Origin of the sequence: Nocardia arthritidis (assembly GCF_011801145.1) — a bacterium.
Taxonomy (GTDB): domain Bacteria; phylum Actinomycetota; class Actinomycetes; order Mycobacteriales; family Mycobacteriaceae; genus Nocardia; species Nocardia arthritidis_A.
The window spans coordinates 9,201,423-9,223,022 of record NZ_CP046172.1 but is presented as its reverse complement, the minus strand read 5'-3'; the positions used below and the strand labels follow the sequence as shown (position 1 = coordinate 9,223,022).

The window sequence follows — 21,600 nt, the reverse complement described above, 5'->3', positions numbered from 1 at the left end:
CGGCTATCGAACCTCGGCGTCGCCGGATCGGTGCTCACCGGGCGGCGGGATGGTGCTGAGCGCGACCATTCGACGTAACACCCCTGGGGCCAAAGCGAATTCGAATTCGTTGCCGCCGCTTTCGAAGATGAAGTTGAGGTAGTCCCCGTCGGGTAGCGGGGCGCGGCGGACCGAGCAGTGTTCGCCGATGACTACCCAGCTACCGATGGACAGTTGATCCAGCACCACGCCTCCCACCCTCTGGACTATGCCGCGATTCCACTCTGGACTATGCCAATAATTCGAGTGGGTGTCAATGTCGAAAATGGGCCGCTACCTGGCGGAATACTCCTGTTGGAGTAATCGGCGGCCGGGTGGGAAGACCACTTCGTCGAACTGGATGACGGTGTTGTCGGTCGCGTACAGGGTGAGCTCGTAGACCAGGACCGCGGCGGGGCGGGGCAGTCCGAGCAGTTCCCGCTCCTCGCCGTTGGCCAGCCGGGCGCTGACCCGGTCTCGGCCGTGTACGGCCCGGCGGCCGCCGGCGGCTTCCAGGTAAGCCAGCGTGCCACCGGAGAGCCGTTCGGCGGCAAGGAGTTTCGGTGCGGTGGCGGCGAACGCTGCAGGATACCATGAGGTTGCCAGCTCTGTTGGCCCGGAATCGGTGGTAGCCAACCGTTTACGCATGATCGCGGCGTGTCCATCGGGCAGGCGCAGAACCTCCGCGACGTGTTCCGGCGGGTCGACGGCCGCCACCCGGAGTATGCGCACCGACGCGTGCTCCGCGTAGGGTGCGCCGAAACTCCTTGTATGCCCGTACTGTTCGCGATCGACGGCCGGCATTCCGCGGTCGGCCACGTAGGTTCCCGAACCGCGACGCGATTCCACGATGCCCTGCTGCCGCAGGGTGTTCAGCGCCTTGGCCGCGGTCGGCCTGGCGACCTTCCAGCGCACCGCCAATTCCCGCTCGGACTCGACCTCGTCGCCCGCCGCGAGCTCGCCGCGCTCGATCCGGTTCCGGATGTCCTGGGCGATCTGGAGATATTTCGGTACCACCGCATCGAATTCGGGCACAGGACGCCTTCCGCCGCCGACATCGCCGGATAACCTCCGGGCAGTGTAACAACGCGTCGTGATGCGCCACATCGCGTGTTCACACCCGGCGTGCGTCAAGCGGGTAACGCGCGGCCCTACCGGACGGTAGAGTGCACGCCGAAAACGGTGTGGACCGAACGGAAGGGGGTGGCTGGCGGTGCCGGATACCGGGCAGCGCAGGGCACGCGAGTTGTACGCCGCCGCCGTCGATTCGACCGGGAACGAACCCCTCGTGTTGGCGGGTGACGTCGCCGAGAAATTGGCGGCGGCCTGCGACAAACTGGTGAACGATCTGCAAAGGGCAAAGGCCACAGCGCATCTCGTCACCGATGTGCGCGGCTTCGCGAATCTGCCGACGGGACATGGGTTGTCGGCAGGGTTCAATGCCAAGGGCAGGCAGTTCCTCGATCTGCTGACCGCCTTCCAGGAAACCGCGCTGCTCTACAAGGCCGCGTATCTGGCGGCGGCGCACCAGCTCTGCGCCGCGGACGCGGCGAACCGGGCGGCGTTGGAGCTGGCCGCCGATCAACTGGAGCTACCGTGACCACCCCCGCCTGCCGCACTCGGCGGCGCTGAGGGGGACCGATGGCAGACTCCACGGCACGCGCCGCCGCCGACCGGATCCGGGCTCGCCTCGCGGCGAGGCCCGAATCACCCAGCGGCGGAACCGATCCCGCGTACGCACCGGAACGGGAACACTTCGGCGGCTACACCCACCAGGAGATCTGGGATCTGGTCCACGAGGCGCTCGACCCGGCCGCCCTCGGCCGGGTCGTCGAGGCCTGGCAGGCCGGCGCCGACGCCGTTGCCGAAGCGTTCCAAGCCTTTTCCGACACCGTCAACCGCGAATTCGCGAATTGGTCCGGACGCACCGCCGCCGCGGCCGGACAGGCAACCCGCGAATTCGTCATGGCGGGTATCGACGCGCACGAGACCGCTCGCGCGATACAGCAGCTGATGGAACTGAATTGCGATGCCGCACAAACCATCCGGGCCGCGATACCGGCCCCGCAGCCATACCTACCGCTCGCCGACCCGGCCGCCGAGGCGGCACTCGGCGGTCGGCGCAGGATGGAATACGACATCGCGGCCGCCGCGGCCCAGGCCGATGCGCAGGACACGATGACCTACGTATACACGCCGACCATGCCCGCCTCCGGCGATCGCGTACCCCGCTTCACCGACCCGCCCGACGACCGGACCGCGGCCGCGGGCCCACCCGCCGTGCCCTCCTCCGGAAGCGGGAGCGCCTTGCCGTGAAGTGGGTGCTCACCCCGGACGAATTCACCCACGTCTGGGAGAACGAAACGAATCTCGATCGCCGCCCCTACCCGATAAACCTGGTGCAAGCCAATACGGTGCGCACCGAAAAGGAATATGCCGCACTGCGTTTGGCACAGCGCTTCGGCAAACAGGCCGATGCGGACCTGGCCGCGGCGCTCACGCTCTGCGCCAGAGCCGATGCCACCACCGTCACCGTCTCCGGTGTCCGAACCCGGCCGCCCCGCAACGGTTCCGGACCCGAGGACGAGCGGATTCTCGCCTTCGCCGCCGCGGTGCACAAACATGCGGGCATCCTGGTCGCGACGCCGGAGCGGGTCACCGTGCGGATGTGTCACATCAACGCGCTCGGCCAGCTGCTCGTGCAGATCATCGGCCCGGCGCGGGCCGGGCGGGTCGGTCCGCTGCGTGAACCGCAGGACGCGGTACTCACCCCGCTCGGCGCGCAGGAGCCGCCGTCGGCCAACGGATCTCGCGGTGCGGCCCGATTCCGGCAGATGCTGTGCAAGCCGGTGGACGGCCGCGGCTTCATCACGGTGACGGTGGAACCGGAGAATCCGATGTCCCCGCCGACCAGGCACCGCACCTGGCTGGATTTCACCGGCGACGGACGGTACCTGCTGACCACCGCGCAGGACATGGTGCTCACCCCGGTCTCGGATCCGGAATTCGCCGCCGAACTGCTTCGGATGGCGCATATCTGCTGATGCTGCGCGATTTGTGCGCACGCACGTGGTAGTTCTGAATGATGGCCAAACAATGGGCGCGTCCCGCGACCGATGCGTTGCGGGCCGACGGTCTGCGCATCGCGGATCTGGATACCTCCGGCACACCCGGCTTCAAGGGTGACAAGAAGGCGGGCCGGGAGCTGCTGGCCGAACGCACCCAGGTGCTGTCGGATCTGCAGGAGAAGCTGTACGCCAACGGTCGCTCCGGCGACGGTCGCAGCGTGCTGCTGGTGCTGCAGGGTATGGACACCGCGGGCAAGGGCGGCATCGTCCGGCACGTCATCGGATCGGTGGATCCGCAGGGTGTGGACCATGCCGCGTTCGGCGTTCCGACGCCGGAGGAGAAGCGGCACCACTATCTGTGGCGCATCCGCAAACAGCTGCCGCGCGGCGGACAGCTCGGCGTCTTCGATCGCTCGCATTACGAGGACGTGCTGGTGGTCCGGGTGCACAACCTGGTGCCGCCGAAGGTGTGGGAGCCGCGCTACGACGAAATCAACGCCTTCGAGCGGGAATTGGTGGACGAGGGCACCACGCTGGTGAAGGTGGCCATGTTCGTCTCGCTGGACGAGCAGAAACGCCGGCTGCGCGAACGCCTGGAACGCTCGGACAAGTACTGGAAGTTCAATCCGAACGATATCGAGGAGCGCGCCTACTGGCCCGCCTATCAGGAGGCCTACCAGGTGATGCTGGAGCGGACCTCGACAGAGCACGCGCCCTGGTATGTGCTGCCGGCCGACCACAAATGGTACTCCCGGCTCGCGGTCACAGAATTGTTGATCGACGCGCTGGAGCGGCTGAAATTGGATTGGCCGCCTGCCCAATTCGACGTGACGGAACAGTTGCGACTATTGGAGCGGGCCTGACCCCCAGTTACCGTGATGCCGGAAATTTCGGGTTCTCTCAGGTTCGGCCAGCATGATGTGCCTCGTGGCCGGTCGTGCCCGGGGCGTACTCCGGAACTACGATCGTGACGGCAGGCAGCCGGCAGAGCGAAAGGCGTGGTGAACGCACGGTGAGCAAGAATCCGGGTCGGAAGAAGAATGCGCTGTCCAAGGTGCAGAACGCCGATCGCAACCGCACCATCTTCATTCAGGTCGCGGTGGCCGTCGTGCTGATCGGCCTGGTGGCCGCCATCGGAGTCGGGATCGCGATCAAGAAGGCGCGCAAAGACGATCCGGGCCCGACGCCGACCATCGCCGCCACCCAGAACACCGCGAACTTCGCCGCATCCATCACCGACAAGGGCGCGATCCGGATCGGCAAGCCGGACGCCAAGGTGACCGTCCGGGTAATCGCCGACCTGCAGTGCCCGGCCTGCAAGGGCTTCGAGGCGGCCAACGCCCAGGTGCTGGAGGACGCCGTGAAGAACGGCACCGCCGCCGTGGAATACAACATCATCGCATTCCTCGACCGCATGTCCGGCGGCACCGAATACTCCTCGCGGTCCGCCAACGCGGCATACTGCGTCGCCGGTTCGGATCCGACCAAATTCCAGGCGTGGGTGGCGGCCATGTACGCCCAGCAGCCGCCGGAAAACGGTACGGGCCTGACCGACGACAAGATCATCCAGATCGCCAAGGACGCCGGGTACACCGATCCTTCGGTGGCACAGTGCATTACCGATCGCAAGTACAACAAGTACGTGCAGGCGCGCACCAACGACGTGCTGAAGAGCGGTATCCAATCGACGCCTACGGTGTACGTCAACGGCAAGCAGATCGATTCCAGCCAGGTGCTCTTCGCGCAGGGTGGACTCGCGCCGGTCATCGCCGACGCGGCCAAGTGAGCCGATAGTGGGTATTACCTCGGTCCGGGGCTCCTGGTTGTTGCTGATCGGCGGGCTGGCGGGTTGGCTGGCCGCGGTTGCGCTGACCATCGAACGGTTCAAACTGTTCACCGATCCCGGCTACACCCCGTCGTGCAGCATCAACCCGATCCTGTCCTGTGGGTCGGTGATGGTGACCAAGCAGGCCGCGGTGTTCGGGTTCCCGAATCCGCTCATCGGCGTCGTCGGATTCTCCGTGGTCGTCACGCTCGCGGTGCTGTCCGTCGCTGGTGTCGCGATGCCGCGCTGGATCTGGGGCGGGCTGTGGTTGGGCAATGTGCTCGGTGTCGGCTTCATCTGCTGGCTGATCTTCCAGAGCCTGTACCGGATCAACGCGCTGTGCCCCTACTGCATGGTGGTGTGGGCGATCATCACCCCGCTGCTCGCGGTGAGCACCCAGCAGCTGTGGGGCGGATCCAAAGGGCCGTTGCGGATTGTCGCGGAGTGGCGGTGGACGTTCGTCGCGCTGTTCTACGCGGTGGTGCTGCTGCTGGTCTTCCTGCGCTTCCAGGACTACTGGCTCTCGCTGGTGTAATTCGGTGATACGAAGGGCCGCAGCGCTATCGGATGCGCTGCGGCCCTTCGCCGTATTCATCGCGGGCGGGTCGCGCTGACGTACTGGAGGGAGCGGTGGATCCGCTGATCGATATCGACCAGACCGTGCTCGGCGAAGAGTGTCGGAAAGGTTTCGGTATCGAACACGCGCAGGCCGATCCAGCCGCCCGCGATCTTGCTGGCCTGGCTGAACGGCGGATTCCAGCGGTGACTGGTGCTGATGGCGATGCGGCCGCCGGGCGCGAGCACGCGGATCATCTCGCGGGTGGCGGTGAGCGGGTCCGGAATCAGATATAGCGCGCCGAAGCAGCACACCGCGTCGAAGGCGCCGTCCTGGAAGGGAAGTCGCCGGGCGTCGCCGCGGAGATAGCCGACGCGGGGGCCGGAATTGTCGATGCGGGCGCGGGCCAGCATCGGCTCGGAGTAGTCGAGGCCGACGGCGTAGCCGCCGCCGGTGAGCGCATTGCTCAGGTAGCGGGTGAAATTGCCTGGGCCGCAGGCGATATCGAGAACCTTCTGATCGCCGCCGAGCCGCAGCGTGCGCACCGCGTCGCGGCGATCCGCCGAGGTGGTGCGCCCGCTGGCGAGATAGAACAGCGCGGGGCGCCATGCCCGCTCGTAGACGGCGGCGAGAGCGGGTTCGTTCATGGTGCGCCGGGCGAGGTTCAACGTCGGCTCCTTGCTGATGGATACGGAAAGACGGGCGATATCGAAATATCGCCCGCCGCAGCATGATTCAGGCGCGCTCCACCTCGATGGTCATCCCGGCCGCGCGCAGTCGTTCGGTGAGCGCGTCGCCCATCGCCGCCGCCGGGGTGAGGATTCCGGCGAGCTCCGGCTGTTTGTCGGTGTCGAAGGCCAGACACAGCCCGCTCTCGCCGAGCATCACCGAGGTCGCCTTGTAGCCGGGATCGCCCTTACCGGCAAAGGTGGCAACGTATTTCGCGCCGGAAGAGGTGTACGCGTAGGTCTTCATGCTGAACCAGCCACTGTCCCTGGTCTTTTCGCCGGGTCCGGTGCCCGGCTTCGGCAGCACCCGGTCGAGCAGCTTGCGCCCGGCCGCCGCCCGGGAGAGCACCGCGCCCGCCGCCATGGTGGCCACGATTCCGCCGGCGACACCCGCCGCCACCAGCGGCGCGACCGGCGATTTACCGGCGCTCATCACCTCGCGGTAGCGGAAGTTCTTGCCGTACACCCAACCGAGCAGCCCATTGGTGCGGCGCACGATCTTGGTGTTGTGCGAGGCCATGATGAAGGTGCCGACCCAGCCGTCCAGGCTGGGGTCGATGGTGCTCGCGCGCATCAGCGCCTGATCGGACTGGCGGCCGACATCCGGATCCATCGAGCGGTCCGGGCTGAGCGAATAAGGGTGGGAGAGAACGGATCCCTTGGCCGGATCGGCCGCGATGGCCTCCATCATGGCCCGCCCCGAATCGATGGTGCCGCCGCTGACCCCGCCCCGCATGGACGCGATGAGCGTGGTGTCCTCCAACTCGCCGGTGTTGTCGGCGACCGTGCGCCGGTACACCTCGTACACGCTCAGATCCGACGGAATCGAGTCGAAGCCACAGGAATTCACGATCTTCGCACCGGTCGCGACGGCCTGGTCGTGATATTGATCGATGGCATCCCGGATGAACAGCGGCTCACCGGTGAGGTCCGTGTAATGGGTGCCCGCCTTGGCGCAGGCGGCGACCAGCGGCATCCCGTAACGCAGATACGGTCCGACCGTGGTGATCACCACCTTGGTCCGCGCCGCGAGCGCGTCCAACGCCGCCTGATCGGTCGAATCGGCAACGACCAGGCCCCAATTCGCGGCCTTCGGCCCCAATTCGGTTCGGACAGCGGTCAATTTGTCCAGCGACCGGCCCGCCAGCCCGATTCGCGCGGCGTCCGGCGCCGCGCCGAGCAGGTAGCGCGCCGTGAGCTTGCCAACGAAACCCGTTGCGCCGAAAAGGATTATGTCGAATTCGCGGCTATCTGCCATATCGTTCATCTACTTCCGATTGATATCTGCGATCAGGCCTTGCGCGCCGTTGATTTGGCCCTGGACTTGGAGTTCTGCCTGCCACGCGCCGGCTTCGGCGCGGGCGGCGGGTTCTGTGCCAGCCATTCGTGGTGGATCCGGCCCAGCTCGGTGACCGGCGGCTCACCGTACAGCCATTCGCGGGCGATCGCATGCCAGTTCGCGGTGGCGTCCAGCTGACCGAGCATGCCGAAGGTCAGGAAGTCGGCGCGCCGCGAGAACAGATGCTCCGGCGGCAGATTCTGCTGTTTCATACCGGCGAATTCACTGGCCCGCGGATCCACCGCGAGCAGGAACGCGCCGCTGGCCAGTTCCGGGGTGATCTTCAATTCCTCGTCGATCAAACACCATTCGGAGGCGGCGAGCACGTATTCGAGGCATTCCTCGGCGCCGATCTCCTCCGGCGAATCGATGACGCCGCGTTGAATCATCAACTCGCGTAGGTCTTCCGCGCGGTCCTCCGCGGCCGCGCGCAGACAGATGGCCTCGAATTGCACGTGTTCGGGGTCCATTCGGTTGAACAGTCCGAAATCCAGGAACCCGACCCGCCCGTCATCGCATAGCAGCACATTGCCGGGGTGCGGGTCGCCGCAGAACTCGTTGAACGTGAACAGCGATCCGACATAGAAGCGGTAGATGATCTCGCCGATCCGGTCCCGCTCGGCCTGCGGTAGCTGCCGGATCTCCTCGAAGCCACGGCCCGGTAGGTATTCGCTGACCAGCACCCGTGTCGAACTCAGTTCCGGGATCGAGCGCGGCACCCGGATGAACGGGTGACCCGCGTACAACCCGGCGATCTCCAGCTGGGTCGCGGCCTCGGTGTGGTAATCCAGCTCGCCCTCCATGTTCAGGCGTAGCTCGTCCAGCACCGCGGGCGTCACCCACGGCATCGCCGACTGCAACACCCGGCGAAACATGTTGAGGTTCTTCAGATCCGCGCGCACGGCCGCATCGATACCGGGGTACTGCACCTTCACCGCGACATCGCGACCGTCGTGCAGCCGACCCCGGTAGACCTGTCCGATGGAGGCCGCGGCGACCGGTTCCGGCTGGAATTCGGCGAATACCGAGTCCAGCGGCTTGCCGAAGTCCTCCTCGATCACCTGGCGCATGGCCTCGAAAGATACGGTCGGCGCGGCGTTTCGCAGCACGGCGAGGCGCTGCTGGAAGCGTTCCCGGTGCGCGGGCGGAACCAGATCCATATCCAGCACGGACATCATCTGGCCGAGTTTCATCGCGACGCCCTTCATGGTGCCGAGCACCATCACCACCTGCTCGGTGGTCCGGATCATCGATTCCTCGGCCATTTTGGCCCGCACCCGCTGCGATCTGCCGCGCATGGATAGTTTGGCGCGCTGCGTGCGAATCACCGAGCTGGCCGCGACCGCACCCAGCTTGGTGCCACGAGCAAGCCGGGAGGTCGGTACTTGCTTCGCCATCGAGGTACCTCCGTTGGTGCCGACGCGCCCGCGGTGACGCAGCCCACTAGCCGCACCGCTCGGCTTCAGAGTAGCCAACGAAACCGCAAAGTCGAGTCCGCAACCAAACTTTTGCTAGCACCCCAGCTAGCGGTGTCGAAAATGCCGCGCGCCGCGCGTTTCCCGAGAAGGGATCAGTCCGCGGCGGGCCGGTTCGGGGTCGGCAGCACATGCGGCTGCCGGTTGAACACGGCCGGGGAACCCTCGGCCTTGGCGATGCCCTCGATGGCGCTCCAGGCCATCATCGTGAGGTAGTCGAGCACCTCGTCGCGGGACATGGACTTGCTCGTCGTCCACCAGTGGGTGGCCAGTTGAATGCCGCCGACCAGTACGTAGGAGCACAGCAGTGCGCCGTCGGTCTGGATGCCACGGGCGCTGGCCCGGTCGGTGATCACCGCGGCGACCACCTCGGCGAACAGCTTCTCGAATTCGGCCAGCGATGACTGATCGGCCGAACCGTTGCCCATGATGAAGCGGTAGACCTCGGGATCGTCGTCCACCGTTCCGACGTAGGCCGCCAGCGCCGAGCGCACCAGCTGATATTCGTCGGCGTCCAGGCTGATGGCCTCGTAGACCCGCGGCATCATCGTCGTCTCGATGAACCGCTGCATGGTGGCGTGCACGAGATCGTTCTTATCCGAGAAATACCGGTACAGAACGGTTTTGGAGACGCCGATCTCGGCGGCGATCTCATCCATCCCCGCATTGCTGCCGCGGGCGCGGATGGCGGCGAGGGTACCGTCGACCAACTCCTCGCGGCGGTCGATCTTGTGCTGGCGCCACCGGCGCTTGCGGCCGTCCATCCGGCCGCCGCGCACCGCCGACGGGCGCTCCGCGCGCTCGCCGATGTCGACAAGGTCTTCGGTGGACAGCGTTGGCTCCCTCGCTCGTGTGTGCAGAAACCCACCGGCTTTGTGCCGAGGCTTATCAGCTTAGGTGCAGGCAACCCCCGATATGCGCGTTTGGTCGCCGATGCGGCGCGAACCACAGATTTCTCAACGGAATTCTTCCGGTCGGTGTGTGTATTTCGCCCGGCGGTTACCTGGCGCAAGCCATACCCCCATCCGGTGCAACGCAGAATGGAGGCATGGAGGAATCCCCCGGCAACACCGTGGTGCGCGCGCAGGCCCCGGACGTGGCACCGGAGCGCAACGGGGCGGGTCCCCGGGAGCACCTGGCGGTGCCCGCCCCCGCGCCGCTCGGCTTCGCGTCCGTACTCGACGAGGCGAACAAGAAGCGCGACCTGTTCCGGATGAAGGCGATCGCGACCGGACTGCTCGCCCTCGCCGCGGCGATCTACCTGACCTGTCGCTGGCTGGAATCGCGCGGCACGGGCGGCGACTGGGTGGGTTTCGTGCGCGCGGCGGCGGAGGCGGGCATGGTCGGCGCGCTCGCCGACTGGTTCGCGGTGACCGCGCTGTTCCGGCATCCGCTCGGCCTACCCATCCCGCACACGGCGATCATCCGGAAGAAGAAGGATCAGCTCGGGGCCAGTCTCGGCAGCTTCGTCGGCACGAATTTCCTTGCGCCCGATGTGGTTTCGGCCAAGGTCAGCTCGGCGCAGGTCTCCTTCCGCATCGGTCGCTGGATGGCCGATCCCGGGCATGCGGCGCGGGTGGCGCAGGAGAGTTCGACCATTCTGCGCGCGGTGGTCGGGGTGCTGCGGGACGAGGACGTCGAGCAGATCATCGACAGCACGATCGTCAAGCGGATCGCGGATCCGCTGTGGGGGCCGCCGATCGGGCGGGTGCTCGCCGAACTGCTCGCCGACAACCGGCAGCTGCCGCTGCTGGACATGCTCGCCGAGCGGGCGCATCAGTGGGCGCTCGGCAGTCAGGAGACGATCGACCGGATCGTCATGCGCGACGCGCCGCAGTGGGCGCCCAAATTCGTGAACGTCCTGCTGTCCGAGCGAATTTATCGGGAGCTGGTGGAGTTCACCTGGAAGGTCAGATCGAATCCGGATCACGAGCTGCGGCTGGCGGCGAATCGCTTTCTCGAGCAATTCGCCGACGATCTGCAGCACGACGATGCCACGATCAAGAAGGCCGAGCGGATCAAGGCCCAGATCATGGGCCGCGAGGAAATCACCGGGATGGCCGAGGCCACCTGGCGGGCGGCCAAGCGATTGATTCTGGAGTCGGCGGATGATCCCAATTCGGCCTTGCGCAGCAAGGTGGCCGAGAACGTGCAGCAGTTGGGTGAGCGACTGCGCGACGGCTCCGAGATGCGGGACAAGGTCGACGGTTGGATCGATCGCGGTGCGCGGTATCTGGTCGGGAACTACGCGCAGGAGATCACCACCCTGGTCACCGATACGGTTGCCCGGTGGGACGCCGATGAGGCAAGTAAGAAGATCGAACTGCAGGTTGGGCGTGATCTGCAATTCATTCGCATCAATGGAACGGTCGTGGGTTCGATTGCCGGACTGGTGATTTACACGATCTCGTATTTGACATTCGGTGGCTGAGAAGTAGCCGCCGAATGTTTGCCATAAGGGTGCTAGCAGACTGCTTGCAATAGCTAGCACCCTGTCCTAGAATTGCACACGTACAACCGCCAGAAGGTGAGTGATGGCAGACCAGCCCGAGGTTTCCGCCGAGTACACCGGAGGTTCGGCGGAGAAATCCGCCGGCGCCGGAGAGCGCGGGGGTCGCGTCGCGAATGCGGCGCACGACATCGGAGGTTTCATCAGGGCGCAGCGGGAAGCCGCGCAAGTTTCGCTGCGTCAACTCGCCCAACTCGCGGGAGTGAGCAATCCGTACCTCAGCCAGATCGAGCGCGGATTGCGCAATCCGTCCGCCGAAGTACTCGCGCAGATCGCCAAGGCACTGCGGGTGTCATCGGAGGTGTTGTACGTACGGGCTGGCTATCTGGAGCAGCGGCCGCACAGTCCGGTCCGGGATGCCCTGCTGGCCGACACCGGGATCACCGAACGGCAGAAGCAGGTCTTGCTGGACATCTACGAATCGTTCCGCCGGGAAAACGGCGCGAGCGATCCGGGGGGACCCGACAGGGACAGCGACGTTCCGCGCACAACCGAAACTCCGTCACGCCAGGAGACACAGGAACCATGACCGAGAAGAACCCCACCGTGACCAAGCCCATCTACGCCACCGTCGGTGCGGGTGACGCCGTCTACGCCGCCGTCGTCGACGTTGTCGGCAAGGTGCGCGAGCGCACCGGCACCACCGACCTTTCCGGCCGGGTCGAGGAGGCGCGCGAGCGCTTCGCGAATGTGCCCGCCGATGTGCAGGCGCAGTTCGAATCGCTGCGCGAGCGTTTGGCCGGCCTCCCGTCGGAGCTGCCCGACGATATCGCCGAGCTGCGCGAGAAGTTCACCGCCGAGGAACTGCGCTCGCTGGCCGACAAGTACTTCCACCAACTGCTCGACCTGTACTCCGACCTCGCCGTACGCGGTGAGGAGACCGTGGAGCGCCTGCGCGCGAACCACCTGGTCGAGGATCAGATCGAGCGCGTCGAGACCATCTATAAGGATGCGGCCGGCCGCGCCGAGGTGGTCATCGATCGGGTGAACGGGCTGCTGAATCGTCCGGCCAAGGCCGAGGGCGAGGCGGAGCTCGGGGACGAGCCGGTGGTGGATGGCGAGGTCGTCGAGGTGACCACCGAAACCGAGCCGGCTCCGGCGGAGAACGGCGAGGTCAAGAAGGTCGCCGCGAAGAAGGCGCCGGCGAAGAAGGCCCCCGCCAAGAAGGCCGCGCCCAAGAAGGCCGAGTAAGAAGGACTTTCGCAACGCCCTCGCACACCCCTGGTGTGCGGGGGCGTTCCTTCTATCATGGGTGAGTGACCTTTGTGCACGGATTGACCGGGCTCATCATGTTCGTTCTCTGGCTGGGTGCGTTGGGGGCGACGATCTTCGCGCTCATCCACGCGGTCCGGCAGCGTCCGGACGCGTTCACGGCCGTGGACAAGCTGACCAAGCCCATCTGGATGACGATTCTGGCCGCGGCGTTGGCCGCGCTGCTGTTCCTCGGGCTGTCCATGCCGTTCATCGGTGTGCTCGCGATCGTGGCGACCGGTATCTATCTGGCGGATGTGCGGCCGAAGGTGGATGAGATTCAGCGGGGTCCGCGCTGGTAGGCGGGATTTTCGCGCGCTGGTTCGCGCTGTCGGGACAGAACCGCGCATAACTTTTCGGGTGCTTGCACTGGCAAGCGGCGCAAATCGGGTTTACTGTATCGAGCAGTAACACAAAGGAGTGTCCGATGCGTGCACCGTTGCCGACCCCCGGGCGCATCCGCGAGTTTCTGGATGCGCACCGCGCCGATCTGCGCTCGCGTACCTACGCGACCTCGGCATACAACCCACCGACCGCTGTGCCCGAAACCATCCCGGTGACCACCAGGGACGGCGCGCGGCTGCGTGTACACGCCTACGGACCCGCCGACCGCCCGGTCCTCGTGCTGGTGCACGGCTGGAGCTGCGCCATCGAGTACTGGAACGCCCAGATCAACGCCTTCGCGGGTGATTACCGGGTGATCGCCTACGACCAGCGCGGGCACGGAGAAAGCGAACTCGGCAGCAGCCACCTCGACTGCGATCTGCTCGCCGACGATCTGGATGCGGTGCTCACCGCCGCACTACGCCCCGGACAGCGCGCCGTGCTCGCCGGACACAGCCTCGGCGGTATGACATTGCAGGCGTGGGCGCGGCGCTATCCGGACCGGGTGACCGAGCGGGCGCACGCCGTACTGCTGACCAACACCGCACCGGACGGGCTGATCGCCGCGACCACCGTTGTGCCGTTTGTGAATAGCGAGCTGCCGCTGCTGCATCGGCGAATTCCGTTGCCGCACTTCATCGGTCGTGCCGCGCTCGGCACACCCCTGGTATTCCCACCGATCGCGCCGGTGCGCTGGATCTTCGCCAACACGGTGATGAGCAGGGAATGCGATGCGGAAACGGTGCGCTACGGCATGAATATCGTGCGATCCTGCCCGGCTCGGGTGCGCGCCCGGTTCGGCCTGCTGCTCGCCGATATGGATCTGGGCGATGCGGCGCGAAATCTGGTGGTGCCCACCACGATTCTGGCCGGATCGCTGGATGACATGACGCCGCCGTCGCATTCGGAGCGAATCGTCGAAATCCTACGCGAGACGGGCAGTCTGGCGCGCTATCACGTGCTGCGCACCGGACATCTCGGCAATGTCGAGGCGTACCGGGAATTCAACGCCGAACTGGCGCGGGTACTCGAATCCGTCGATCACCCAACACAAGTCGCCGAGATCGCGGGCTGACACCGACGGCCCGGCGAGTGCCGGGACGGCGGGGCGGGCGCCCTTCATCGCAGAGGCCCACCCCGCCGTCCCAGTGCTCGCCAGGTCTGGAAAGTCCTTGGGATCTAGGAGAAGACGACGGTCCGGCGGCCGTGCACCAACACCCGGCCCTCCAGATGCCAGCGCAGGCCGCGGGCCAGCACGACCCGTTCGATATCCCGTCCCTGCCGCACCATGTCGCGCACATCGTCGGCGTGGTCGATGCGGATGACGTCCTGCTCGATGATCGGGCCCGCATCCAGTTCCGCGGTGACGTAGTGGCAGGTGGCGCCGATCAGCTTGACGCCGCGGGCGAAGGCCTGGTGATACGGGCGAGCGCCGACGAACGAGGGCAGGAAGCTGTGGTGGATATTGATCGCCCGGCCCGCCCAGTACTCGCACAGTTCGGCGGGCAGCACCTGCATGAAGCGGGCCAACACCACCGCGTGCGGGTCGTGCGCGTCGACCAGCGCGCGCACCTGCGCGAAGGCCGGGCCGCGCTCGGCCGGATCCTTCGGGAACGGCACGTAGTGGAACTTCACGCCGTGCGCCTCGGTCATACCGGCCAGATCCGGATGGTTGCCGATCACCGCCTCGATGGTGGCGGGCAGCTCGCCGCTGGCCGCCCGGCCGAGCAGGTCGTGCAGGCAGTGTCCGTCCTTGCTGACCAGCAGCACCGCCCGGCGCCGGGCGCCGGAATCGTGCAGCTGCCACTCCGTCTGCGGTCCGAATTCGGCGGCGACCTCCGCGAACCGGTCCCGCAGTTCGGTGAGCCCGAACGGCACCGTCGACGCCTTGATCGCCTGCCGGGTGAAGAACCAGCCCGTATCGCCGTCGGAGTGGTATCCCGCCTCGACGATCGACCCGCCGAATTCGGCGATGAACGAGGTGATCCGGGCGATGATGCCCGGACGGTCCGGGCAGCCGAGGGTCAGCACGAATCGTCGGTCGTCCGAGGCGGGTGGAGCGGAACTCATTGGCTCAGTCTTTCAGGTGGCTGTCGGACCGCCGGGACCTGCCCGGCTGGAATGTGGGCTCCGTCGCCCCGCATGATCGACAGATGACCAGCCTGAAGTTCGTGCGCCGCACAGACGGCCTCACCTACGAATTCGTCGATGACGGGACGGCGCATGGTTATCCGTCGTACAAGCGGATCGATCTGGACCTGTGGTGTGAGCGGCTACCCGAATTCGGCTGGGTGCTGCGCACCGCGGACGGTGTGATCGCGGCGCGGCCGTTCGACGATGCGGGGCACGGTGCGCTGCCGCCGGGCGGAGCCTGGGTGAGCAGAAAGGGCGATCGCTCTTACGTCTACGACGTTCACATCTCGTAAAACGGTTCCGCGTAATGGAATTCGCCGACTATCTGGGAGTCGTACGCGGTGAGCTGGCGGATCTGGAAATGCGATATCCAGGCGGGTTCGTCGGGGGTGATGCCGAGGCGGACGGCCGGGACGAAACCGAAGCGCGGGTAGTAGTCGAGGCTGCCGAGCAGGCCGATGAGCGGTTCGTCCAGTGCGTCGGCGGCGCCGAGGGCGGCATGCATCAGGGCCGATCCGACGCCGACGCCCTGATGGTCGGCGTGGACGCCGATCGGGCCCAGGGCAAGTACCGGGAACGGGCCGACGCCGGCGCGGGTGAGGCAGAGGTGTCCGATGACGGTGTCGTGTACCACCGCGACCAGGGCGAGGGTGGGAATCCAGCTGGCGTCGCTGCGCAGGCGGGTAACCAGATCGACCTCGGGCGGATCCACCGCGCTGTCCTCCGGTGCGACATTGTCGTCCGCGTATTGCGGACCGAACGCGCTGCGGTGCACCGCGGCGATCGCGGCAGCGTCGTCGGCGCGCTCGCGACGGATCAGCACGGTGTTCGTCTCCTCCCGACCGAGTTTGGGGCCACCCGCTGTCTGTGCGCCGGCCGGGCAAACCGTACCGCCCGATTATCGCCGACCATTACGAGTGTGCGCGAAGTGCCACCAGGCGCGCAACGGAATTCGCCGCACGCGGACGGCGGGCGCGCGCCGGTATGCCAGACTCTGACCTCATGGCCGAAATCGTGATGCCGTCCAGGGCCGAAGTTGCCGCCATGATCGATCACACCCTGCTCGCCCCGGAGGCGACGCCCGCCGAGGTGGCCGCGCTGGTGGATGAGGCCAGGTCGTTGGGGGTGTTCGCGATCTGCGTCTCCCCGTCCATGTTGCCGGTGGACGCGCGGGGGCTGACCGTCGCGACCGTCGCGGGATTCCCGTCCGGCAAACATCATTCGCTGGTGAAGGGGGCCGAGGCGCGGCTCGCGGTGGATCAGGGTGCGGCCGAAGTGGATATGGTCATCGATGTCGGCGCGGCACTGGCGGGGGATTACGGCGCGGTGCTCGCCGATATCGTCACGGTGCGCGAGGCGATGGGGGATCGGGCGCTGCTCAAGGTGATCATCGAGGCGGCCGCGCTGCCCGATGCCGCGATCGTCGAGGTGTGCCGGGCCGCCGAGCGCGCGGGCGCCGATTTCGTGAAGACCTCCACCGGATTTCACCCCGCGGGCGGGGCGAGCGCGCACGCCGTGCGGCTGATGGCGCAGACCGTCGGCGGCAGGCTCGGCGTGAAGGCGAGCGGCGGGATCCGCACCGCCGAGGCCGCCGCCGAGCTGATCGCCGCGGGCGCAACGCGTTTGGGGTTGTCGAAGTCGCGCGCGGTGCTCGACGCCTTCCCGGCCTGAATCAACAGCCCGGCCTGAATCAGCAGCCCGGCCTGAATCAACAACCCGGCCTGAATCAGCAGCCCGAGTTGCCCTGTGCCGCAGGCAGATCCGCCCGCCCACCGGCCAGCGTCGCGTGGATGCCGTCGTCGGTCACCTTGACCTCGGTGGCCTGCATTCCGTACGGATAGCTCTGCAGGCTCTTGGTGAAGATGTCGACGATGCCCGCCACCAGATCGGTCGGGATGCCGATGCCGAACACCTTGGCCGACCTCGTATCCACCTGCACGACACCATTTTTGATCTGTGGCTGCACCTGCAACTGGGCCAGCCCGCCGAGGACGTCCAGGGTCAGTTGACCGGTGGACGCCGACGATCGGACCCCGCTCACCATCCCGCCGAGCGTCTGCCGGATGCCGTCGTTGTCCCAGGTGACGTCGGCGGACGAACTGCCGATGACGCCGCCGCCCTGGCTACCGCCGGAGGTTTCGATATCGCGGAAGGTCGCGTGCACCACCATGCCAACGGCGGGGCCGAATTTGGTGTCATCGGTGCTGACGTCGGCCTCGCCGACCTTGCCGTCCACCCAGCTGATGAGCAGCGGCTTGTAGCCGAAGCCGACGTCGATCTTGGAGCCCATCTCCTTCTCGAACTGCGAGCTGATGCATTTGGCGACGGTGTGTCGGGCATACGCTTCGCCGGCAACCAGGACGGTCGCCAGCAGTACCGCGACCGCGGTGATGGCGATCACCAGGGTGCGCCGGCTGATGGTCCGGCCCGAAGGGGCTTGCAAGCTCATGCGCAGAGATTCTTCCCGAAAAATCTGTGTTGGTTCTGAGGACGCTGTGTGGAATTTGCGCCACTCCCTAGCCCTGCGTGGTTACACGGTGCTGCCGCCTTCGGGCTTGACGCTCGTGTCGCGGCGAGGGCTCCGAATTGTGACGTGTGGCACAGTATCGGCGCGTAGCCTCGAGTGAATGACCGGCAATGTTGACGGGTGGCGGGTGCTGCGGCGGTACGCCGGGCGCCATGCCGGTTTCTTCACAACAAGACAGGTGGTGCGCACCGGGTGTGAGGCCAGGGTGCGTGCGGGGCTCGGCGACGGCTCGGTGACCCGCGCCGGAGTCGGGCTGCTGCGACTAGCCGAATGGCCCGTCGGCCCGCTCGACGAATTCGCCATGTGGTCGGCCTGGTTCGACGGCGCCGCGGTGGTCTGCCATCAGAGCGCGGCCGATCTGCACGGGCTCGGCCGGCTGCGGCCGCGGTTCCTGCATCTGTCGGTCGGCGTCGGGCGCGCGCCGGTGACGCCGCGGCTGGTGGTGCTGCGGCGCAGGTTGCGCGGCCCGGACGTGGAGTCGGCGGGTCCGTTCCTGGTGACGACGCCGCTGCGCACGGTGCTCGATCTCGCCGAATCGGAGATCGGCCAGACCTCGCTGGACGAGGTGGTGGGCGATGCGGTGGCCATCGGGCGCTGCGTCGCTTCCGAAATCCGTTCCGCGGCAGCCGCGCTCACACCGCGCGCGGCGGCGCGGTTGGCACGGGCGCTCGGCTGACGGGTCGAGCGCGACCCGGTATCAGCGTGGCGCGACCACCGACCACGGCACCGACAGCACGCAGTCGCGCATCCTGCGGCGGTAGGCGCGGACCGGAAACCCTTCCGCCCGTAGGTAATTCGCTGCGGCGCGCCATCGAACGCGCGGCCCGAACGGCGCGAGCGGCGCGGCGCGGGCCCACGCGCGGTCGGCGGCGGTGAGCAGCGCGTGCACCGGCTCGCCGGGAATGTTGCGGTGGATCAACACCTTCGGCAGCCGCTCCGCGATATCCGACGGCCGCGCCACGGTGAACGGATCCCAGGCCAGCGTCAGCGACAGCGGTCCGGAACGCTCCAAAAGCACCCAGGCGCAACGTCTTCCGAGTTCGTCGCAGGTGCCGTCGACCAGCAGGCCATCGGGCGCCAAACCGGCGAGGACGGTGTCCCACGCCGCGGGCACCGCCGATTCCGGATACTGCCGCAGCACATTGAACGCGCGCACCAAAACCGGCCGCAGCCCGGCCAGTTCGAATCCGCCGCGGGCGAAGCTGACGCCGTCGCGGCCCGGCACCACCCGGTCCGGATCGATCTCCAACCCGACCACCCGCACATCCGGCCGCACGGTGCGCAGCCGGGCGGCCAGCTCCAGCGTGGTCCACGGGCTCGCGCCGTAACCGAGATCGACCACCAGCGGATCGGCGGCGGCGCGCAGGCGCGCGGTCACCAGTTCGTCGTTGATCAGCCAGCGGTCGCTGCGCCGCAGCCGGTTGACACCCGTTGTGCCCCGGGTGATGGCGCCGACCGGTTTGCTCAGCTGATCGGGTTTTGCTCGTCCAGCCACTGGATCGTGAATTCGGCCTCGCCGCGGAACAGGTCCACCAGGTTGATCAGCATGAGCTGTTCCAGCCGCGGGCCGAGCATCGGAATGAAAACCTTTGCCTCCGAGGAATAGCGCATGGTGCAGCCGGTGTCGGTGGGGAACATCCGCATGGTGCCGCCGAGGCTGCCGGGGCCCGCCGGGATGGAGGCGGAGAATTTGCCCTCGACCTCGGGGCCGAACGGGCCGAAGGTCTCCTTGTGCGTGATGACCATATCCTTGCGCATCACCGTCTGCGCGATCTCGGGGAGCATCTCGCGCGGCAGGACGTGGTTGAGCACGACGTCGATGCCGTCGTCACCGGCCTCGAAGCTCGCCACCTCGTTACCCGGCGCGTACTTGTTCATCTCCACCATCCGCGCATCCCAGTAGTCGCGGTTCGACAGCGCCGCGTAGAGCTCCTTGGTGGTACGCAGCGGGTAGCGGGCTGAGTAGTCGAGTCGGCGTGCCATGAGCGCACAGATTACGCGAGCGAATCGTCGGCGCATCGTTCGGCGGGCCCCGCGCGGCGCGAGTCTGAGGTCCGAAGCAGCGTTACCACGTCGGCCGCGAATTCCTACCGGCGAGGCGTGGACGCGCCTCGCCCGCGGACGTTCAGTGCTGGGACAACCAGGTGTTGGTGAACTCTTCCTCGTTGCCGAGCAGTTCGACGAGGCGCTCCTGGATCGCGGCCTCGATCTTGCCGCCGAACAGCGGAATCTTCACCTCGATGCTGCCCTTGACGGTCGCCACCGCGCCCGCGCCGTCGGCTTCCAGCTTGATGGTGCCCGCGACCTCGGCGGGCGCACCCTCGACCCGCGCGGTGAAGGTGCCCGAATCGCCCTGCCACTCCTCGGTGCGCGGAATGATCAGATCCCCGGGACGCACCGCGGTGATCGCGGCGGGCAGCAGTTCGGCGGCGATCGCCTGCACCATCTCGACGCGCACATGGTCGCCCTGCACGGTGACCGAGTCGAGCCGGGCGTTCGGCCCGCCGACCTCGGCGATGCGGTCCTTCCAATACTGCTCGTTCGCGAGCGCCGCACGGACGGCGTCCAGCGAGTGAGCGTAGCGGGCCGTGAACGCCAACCATGTTGCCATGGTCGGACACGCTACCGTCTGGCTGTGCGAACTTCTCGGGTGGTGTCCATGGACGAGCTGCGCGCCACACTGGCCGCGACCGGCGCGACGCTGCGGCCGGACGTGCCGCTGGCCGGGCTGACCACGCTCCGGGTCGGCGGTCCGGCTCCCGTCGCGACATGTCCGACGACGGATGCGCTGGTGGCGACCGTACGCGCGCTGGACGCGGCGCGAATCCCGCTGCTGCTCATCGCGGGTGGTTCGAATCTGCTCATCGGGGACGCGGGCTTCGACGGCGTCGTGGTCCGGGTGGCCAACGACGCCGTGACGCTCGGTGCCGACGGCGTGCTGGCCGAGGCGGGCGCGGATTGGGATTCGGTCGTCGCGCGGACCGTGGCCGCGGGTCTCGGCGGACTGGAATGCCTGTCCGGGATTCCCGGTTCGGCGGGTGCGACGCCGGTGCAGAACGTTGGCGCGTACGGCGTCGAGGTCGCGCAGCTGCTGCGCCGGATCCGGCTGCTGGATCGGGCCAGCGGTGAAATCCGTTGGGCGACACCGGACGAGCTCGGTTTCGGTTATCGCACCAGCGTGCTCAAGCACAGCGACGCCGCGGTGGTGCTCGCGGTCGAGTTCGCGCTCGATCCCAGCGGTGCGAGCGCGCCGCTGCGCTACCGGGAGCTGGCCGCGGCGCTCGGCGCGGCCGAGGGCGAGTCCCGCCCCGCCGATCAGGTGCGTCAGGTGGTGCTGCGGTTGCGTGCGGGCAAGGGCATGGTGCTCGATCCGGCCGATCACGACACCTGGAGCGCCGGATCCTTCTTCACCAATCCGGTGGTGCCGCACGCGCGCGTCGACGCGGTGCTGGCCGCGATCCGCGCCCATGTGGGCGATATCACGATTCCCACTTATCCGGCGCCGGACGGGGTGAAGTTCTCAGCGGGCTGGCTGATCGAGCGCGCGGGTTTCGCGAAGGGGTATCCGGGGCCGGATGCGCGGGCCCGGCTGTCCACGAAACATACGCTGGCACTGACGAACCGGGGCGATGCGACCGCGGCGGAGCTGATCGCGCTGGCCAGGACGGTGCGGGCGGGGGTGGCCGAGCGGTTCGGCATCCGGTTGGAGCCCGAGCCGGTCACCGTCGGGATAACCCTCTAACCGGGTGAAACGGACACCACATTTTTCGGTAGCCGACCGAACTAT

General features: G+C 67.1%; 27 protein-coding genes. 15 read left to right on the top strand and 12 right to left on the bottom strand.

Annotation, left to right across the window (positions count from 1 at the left end; genetic code table 11):
- Window positions 1-3 precede the first annotated feature (3 nt).
- Both F5544_RS41915 and F5544_RS41910 read right to left on the bottom strand, forming a co-directional pair.
- Window positions 4-228 (bottom strand): hypothetical protein, encoded by a 225-nt coding sequence (locus F5544_RS41915; protein WP_167478261.1) that lies wholly within the window; start codon window positions 226-228, stop codon window positions 4-6.
- An 84-nt stretch (window positions 229-312) separates the two neighbouring features.
- Complete coding sequence (locus F5544_RS41910; RefSeq protein WP_167478260.1) at window positions 313-1,053, bottom strand: GntR family transcriptional regulator; 741 nt, start codon at window positions 1,051-1,053, stop codon at window positions 313-315.
- A gap of 178 nt (window positions 1,054-1,231) precedes the next feature.
- On the opposite strand from F5544_RS41910, the gene F5544_RS41905 reads away from it, so the two are divergent.
- The 6 genes from F5544_RS41905 to F5544_RS41880 all read left to right on the top strand — a co-directional run bounded on the left by F5544_RS41905 (window position 1,232) and on the right by F5544_RS41880 (window position 5,446).
- Complete coding sequence (locus tag F5544_RS41905; protein WP_238846935.1) at window positions 1,232-1,618, top strand: hypothetical protein; 387 nt, start codon at window positions 1,232-1,234, stop codon at window positions 1,616-1,618.
- Window positions 1,619-1,659: 41 nt separating this feature from the next.
- On the top strand, window positions 1,660-2,334 hold the full coding sequence (locus F5544_RS41900; RefSeq protein ID WP_238846934.1) for a hypothetical protein: 675 nt from the start codon (window positions 1,660-1,662) through the stop codon (window positions 2,332-2,334).
- Complete coding sequence (locus tag F5544_RS41895) at window positions 2,331-3,062, top strand: ESX secretion-associated protein EspG (protein WP_167478259.1); 732 nt, start codon at window positions 2,331-2,333, stop codon at window positions 3,060-3,062. The genes F5544_RS41900 and F5544_RS41895 overlap by 4 nt, the downstream gene beginning before the upstream one ends.
- Before the next feature lie 41 nt (window positions 3,063-3,103).
- The gene (locus tag F5544_RS41890; protein ID WP_167479869.1) at window positions 3,104-3,949 is read left to right on the top strand and encodes a polyphosphate kinase 2 family protein; all 846 of its coding nucleotides are present in this window, start codon (window positions 3,104-3,106) and stop codon (window positions 3,947-3,949) included.
- A gap of 149 nt (window positions 3,950-4,098) precedes the next feature.
- Complete coding sequence (locus F5544_RS41885; RefSeq protein ID WP_167478258.1) at window positions 4,099-4,872, top strand: DsbA family protein; 774 nt, start codon at window positions 4,099-4,101, stop codon at window positions 4,870-4,872.
- Window positions 4,873-4,879: 7 nt separating this feature from the next.
- Entirely contained in the window at window positions 4,880-5,446 is a 567-nt protein-coding gene (locus F5544_RS41880; RefSeq protein ID WP_167478257.1) for a vitamin K epoxide reductase family protein, read from the top strand.
- A 56-nt stretch (window positions 5,447-5,502) separates the two neighbouring features.
- Here F5544_RS41880 and F5544_RS41875 read toward each other — a convergent pair whose 3' ends face one another.
- The 4 genes from F5544_RS41875 to F5544_RS41860 form a co-directional block, all read right to left on the bottom strand.
- Window positions 5,503-6,135, bottom strand: a complete 633-nt coding sequence (locus F5544_RS41875; protein WP_167478256.1) for a class I SAM-dependent methyltransferase — start codon at window positions 6,133-6,135, stop codon at window positions 5,503-5,505.
- A gap of 67 nt (window positions 6,136-6,202) precedes the next feature.
- The gene (locus F5544_RS41870) at window positions 6,203-7,453 is read right to left on the bottom strand and encodes a saccharopine dehydrogenase family protein (RefSeq protein WP_167478255.1); all 1,251 of its coding nucleotides are present in this window, start codon (window positions 7,451-7,453) and stop codon (window positions 6,203-6,205) included.
- A gap of 32 nt (window positions 7,454-7,485) precedes the next feature.
- Window positions 7,486-8,931 (bottom strand): ABC1 kinase family protein, encoded by a 1,446-nt coding sequence (locus F5544_RS41865; protein ID WP_167478254.1) that lies wholly within the window; start codon window positions 8,929-8,931, stop codon window positions 7,486-7,488.
- 173 nt (window positions 8,932-9,104) lie between these two features.
- Window positions 9,105-9,788 (bottom strand): TetR/AcrR family transcriptional regulator, encoded by a 684-nt coding sequence (locus F5544_RS41860; protein ID WP_167478253.1) that lies wholly within the window; start codon window positions 9,786-9,788, stop codon window positions 9,105-9,107.
- A gap of 434 nt (window positions 9,789-10,222) precedes the next feature.
- Between F5544_RS41860 and F5544_RS41855 the strand changes: the two genes are divergently transcribed.
- The 5 genes from F5544_RS41855 (at window position 10,223) to F5544_RS41835 (ending at window position 14,228) form a co-directional block, all read left to right on the top strand.
- Complete coding sequence (locus tag F5544_RS41855; RefSeq protein WP_238847546.1) at window positions 10,223-11,440, top strand: DUF445 domain-containing protein; 1,218 nt, start codon at window positions 10,223-10,225, stop codon at window positions 11,438-11,440.
- A gap of 103 nt (window positions 11,441-11,543) precedes the next feature.
- A complete protein-coding gene (locus F5544_RS41850; RefSeq protein WP_167478251.1) occupies window positions 11,544-12,047 on the top strand; it encodes a helix-turn-helix domain-containing protein in 504 nt (167 codons plus the stop codon).
- Window positions 12,044-12,709 carry a heparin-binding hemagglutinin gene (locus tag F5544_RS41845; protein WP_167478250.1) on the top strand — a complete coding sequence of 222 codons (666 nt, stop codon included), beginning with the start codon at window positions 12,044-12,046 and terminating at the stop codon, window positions 12,707-12,709. Before F5544_RS41850 ends, F5544_RS41845 begins: the two co-directional genes overlap by 4 nt.
- 65 nt (window positions 12,710-12,774) lie before the next feature.
- Window positions 12,775-13,071 (top strand): DUF2516 family protein, encoded by a 297-nt coding sequence (locus F5544_RS41840; protein ID WP_167478249.1) that lies wholly within the window; start codon window positions 12,775-12,777, stop codon window positions 13,069-13,071.
- Window positions 13,072-13,196: 125 nt separating this feature from the next.
- Entirely contained in the window at window positions 13,197-14,228 is a 1,032-nt protein-coding gene (locus F5544_RS41835; RefSeq protein WP_167478248.1) for an alpha/beta fold hydrolase, read from the top strand.
- Window positions 14,229-14,332: 104 nt separating this feature from the next.
- Here F5544_RS41835 and purU read toward each other — a convergent pair whose 3' ends face one another.
- Window positions 14,333-15,223, bottom strand: coding sequence for a formyltetrahydrofolate deformylase (purU, locus tag F5544_RS41830; protein ID WP_167478247.1), 891 nt, complete (start codon window positions 15,221-15,223; stop codon window positions 14,333-14,335).
- Between the two features lie 83 nt (window positions 15,224-15,306).
- On the opposite strand from purU, the gene F5544_RS41825 reads away from it, so the two are divergent.
- A complete protein-coding gene (locus F5544_RS41825) occupies window positions 15,307-15,579 on the top strand; it encodes a hypothetical protein (protein ID WP_167478246.1) in 273 nt (90 codons plus the stop codon).
- On the opposite strand, the gene F5544_RS41820 is transcribed toward F5544_RS41825, so the two are convergent.
- Window positions 15,567-16,109 (bottom strand): GNAT family N-acetyltransferase, encoded by a 543-nt coding sequence (locus tag F5544_RS41820; protein WP_167478245.1) that lies wholly within the window; start codon window positions 16,107-16,109, stop codon window positions 15,567-15,569. The two genes, F5544_RS41825 and F5544_RS41820, sit on opposite strands and share 13 nt — an antisense overlap.
- A gap of 179 nt (window positions 16,110-16,288) precedes the next feature.
- On the opposite strand from F5544_RS41820, the gene deoC reads away from it, so the two are divergent.
- Window positions 16,289-16,957: a deoxyribose-phosphate aldolase gene (deoC, locus tag F5544_RS41815; RefSeq protein ID WP_167478244.1), complete on the top strand. Its 669-nt coding sequence runs from the start codon at window positions 16,289-16,291 to the stop codon at window positions 16,955-16,957.
- Between the two features lie 55 nt (window positions 16,958-17,012).
- Here deoC and F5544_RS41810 read toward each other — a convergent pair whose 3' ends face one another.
- Entirely contained in the window at window positions 17,013-17,735 is a 723-nt protein-coding gene (locus F5544_RS41810) for an LmeA family phospholipid-binding protein (RefSeq protein ID WP_167478243.1), read from the bottom strand.
- Between the two features lie 178 nt (window positions 17,736-17,913).
- Between F5544_RS41810 and F5544_RS41805 the strand changes: the two genes are divergently transcribed.
- Entirely contained in the window at window positions 17,914-18,489 is a 576-nt protein-coding gene (locus tag F5544_RS41805; protein WP_167478242.1) for a hypothetical protein, read from the top strand.
- A 21-nt stretch (window positions 18,490-18,510) separates the two neighbouring features.
- Here the strand turns inward: F5544_RS41805 and F5544_RS41800 are convergent, their stop codons facing one another.
- The 3 genes from F5544_RS41800 to F5544_RS41790 all read right to left on the bottom strand — a co-directional run bounded on the left by F5544_RS41800 (window position 18,511) and on the right by F5544_RS41790 (window position 20,424).
- The gene (locus F5544_RS41800; protein WP_174867516.1) at window positions 18,511-19,308 is read right to left on the bottom strand and encodes a class I SAM-dependent methyltransferase; all 798 of its coding nucleotides are present in this window, start codon (window positions 19,306-19,308) and stop codon (window positions 18,511-18,513) included.
- Window positions 19,278-19,796 carry a DUF2505 domain-containing protein gene (locus tag F5544_RS41795; RefSeq protein WP_167478241.1) on the bottom strand — a complete coding sequence of 173 codons (519 nt, stop codon included), beginning with the start codon at window positions 19,794-19,796 and terminating at the stop codon, window positions 19,278-19,280. Before F5544_RS41795 ends, F5544_RS41800 begins: the two co-directional genes overlap by 31 nt.
- A 142-nt stretch (window positions 19,797-19,938) precedes the next feature.
- On the bottom strand, window positions 19,939-20,424 hold the full coding sequence (locus F5544_RS41790) for a DUF2505 domain-containing protein (RefSeq protein ID WP_167478240.1): 486 nt from the start codon (window positions 20,422-20,424) through the stop codon (window positions 19,939-19,941).
- 48 nt (window positions 20,425-20,472) lie between these two features.
- Here F5544_RS41790 and F5544_RS41785 point away from each other — a divergent pair, with 48 nt between their 5' ends.
- Window positions 20,473-21,555 carry a UDP-N-acetylmuramate dehydrogenase gene (locus F5544_RS41785; protein ID WP_167479867.1) on the top strand — a complete coding sequence of 361 codons (1,083 nt, stop codon included), beginning with the start codon at window positions 20,473-20,475 and terminating at the stop codon, window positions 21,553-21,555.
- Window positions 21,556-21,600 lie beyond the last annotated feature (45 nt).

Excerpts from the sequence above, each read along its gene's own strand:
- F5544_RS41900 (WP_238846934.1), top strand. The coding sequence starts at position 1,660 with ATGGCAGACTCCACGGCACGCGCCGCCGCCGACCGGATCCGGGCTCGC.
- F5544_RS41890 (WP_167479869.1), top strand. The coding sequence starts at position 3,104 with ATGGCCAAACAATGGGCGCGTCCCGCGACCGATGCGTTGCGGGCCGAC.
- F5544_RS41870 (WP_167478255.1), bottom strand. The coding sequence starts at position 7,453 with ATGGCAGATAGCCGCGAATTCGACATAATCCTTTTCGGCGCAACGGGT.
- F5544_RS41865 (WP_167478254.1), bottom strand. The coding sequence starts at position 8,931 with ATGGCGAAGCAAGTACCGACCTCCCGGCTTGCTCGTGGCACCAAGCTG.
- F5544_RS41855 (WP_238847546.1), top strand. The coding sequence starts at position 10,223 with ATGAAGGCGATCGCGACCGGACTGCTCGCCCTCGCCGCGGCGATCTAC.
- F5544_RS41850 (WP_167478251.1), top strand. The coding sequence starts at position 11,544 with ATGGCAGACCAGCCCGAGGTTTCCGCCGAGTACACCGGAGGTTCGGCG.
- F5544_RS41845 (WP_167478250.1), top strand. The coding sequence starts at position 12,044 with ATGACCGAGAAGAACCCCACCGTGACCAAGCCCATCTACGCCACCGTC.
- F5544_RS41835 (WP_167478248.1), top strand. The coding sequence starts at position 13,197 with ATGCGTGCACCGTTGCCGACCCCCGGGCGCATCCGCGAGTTTCTGGAT.
- purU (WP_167478247.1), bottom strand. The coding sequence starts at position 15,223 with ATGAGTTCCGCTCCACCCGCCTCGGACGACCGACGATTCGTGCTGACC.
- F5544_RS41825 (WP_167478246.1), top strand. The coding sequence starts at position 15,307 with ATGACCAGCCTGAAGTTCGTGCGCCGCACAGACGGCCTCACCTACGAA.
- deoC (WP_167478244.1), top strand. The coding sequence starts at position 16,289 with ATGGCCGAAATCGTGATGCCGTCCAGGGCCGAAGTTGCCGCCATGATC.
- F5544_RS41810 (WP_167478243.1), bottom strand. The coding sequence starts at position 17,735 with ATGAGCTTGCAAGCCCCTTCGGGCCGGACCATCAGCCGGCGCACCCTG.
- F5544_RS41805 (WP_167478242.1), top strand. The coding sequence starts at position 17,914 with ATGACCGGCAATGTTGACGGGTGGCGGGTGCTGCGGCGGTACGCCGGG.
- F5544_RS41795 (WP_167478241.1), bottom strand. The coding sequence starts at position 19,796 with ATGGCACGCCGACTCGACTACTCAGCCCGCTACCCGCTGCGTACCACC.
- F5544_RS41790 (WP_167478240.1), bottom strand. The coding sequence starts at position 20,424 with ATGGCAACATGGTTGGCGTTCACGGCCCGCTACGCTCACTCGCTGGAC.
- F5544_RS41785 (WP_167479867.1), top strand. The coding sequence starts at position 20,473 with ATGGACGAGCTGCGCGCCACACTGGCCGCGACCGGCGCGACGCTGCGG.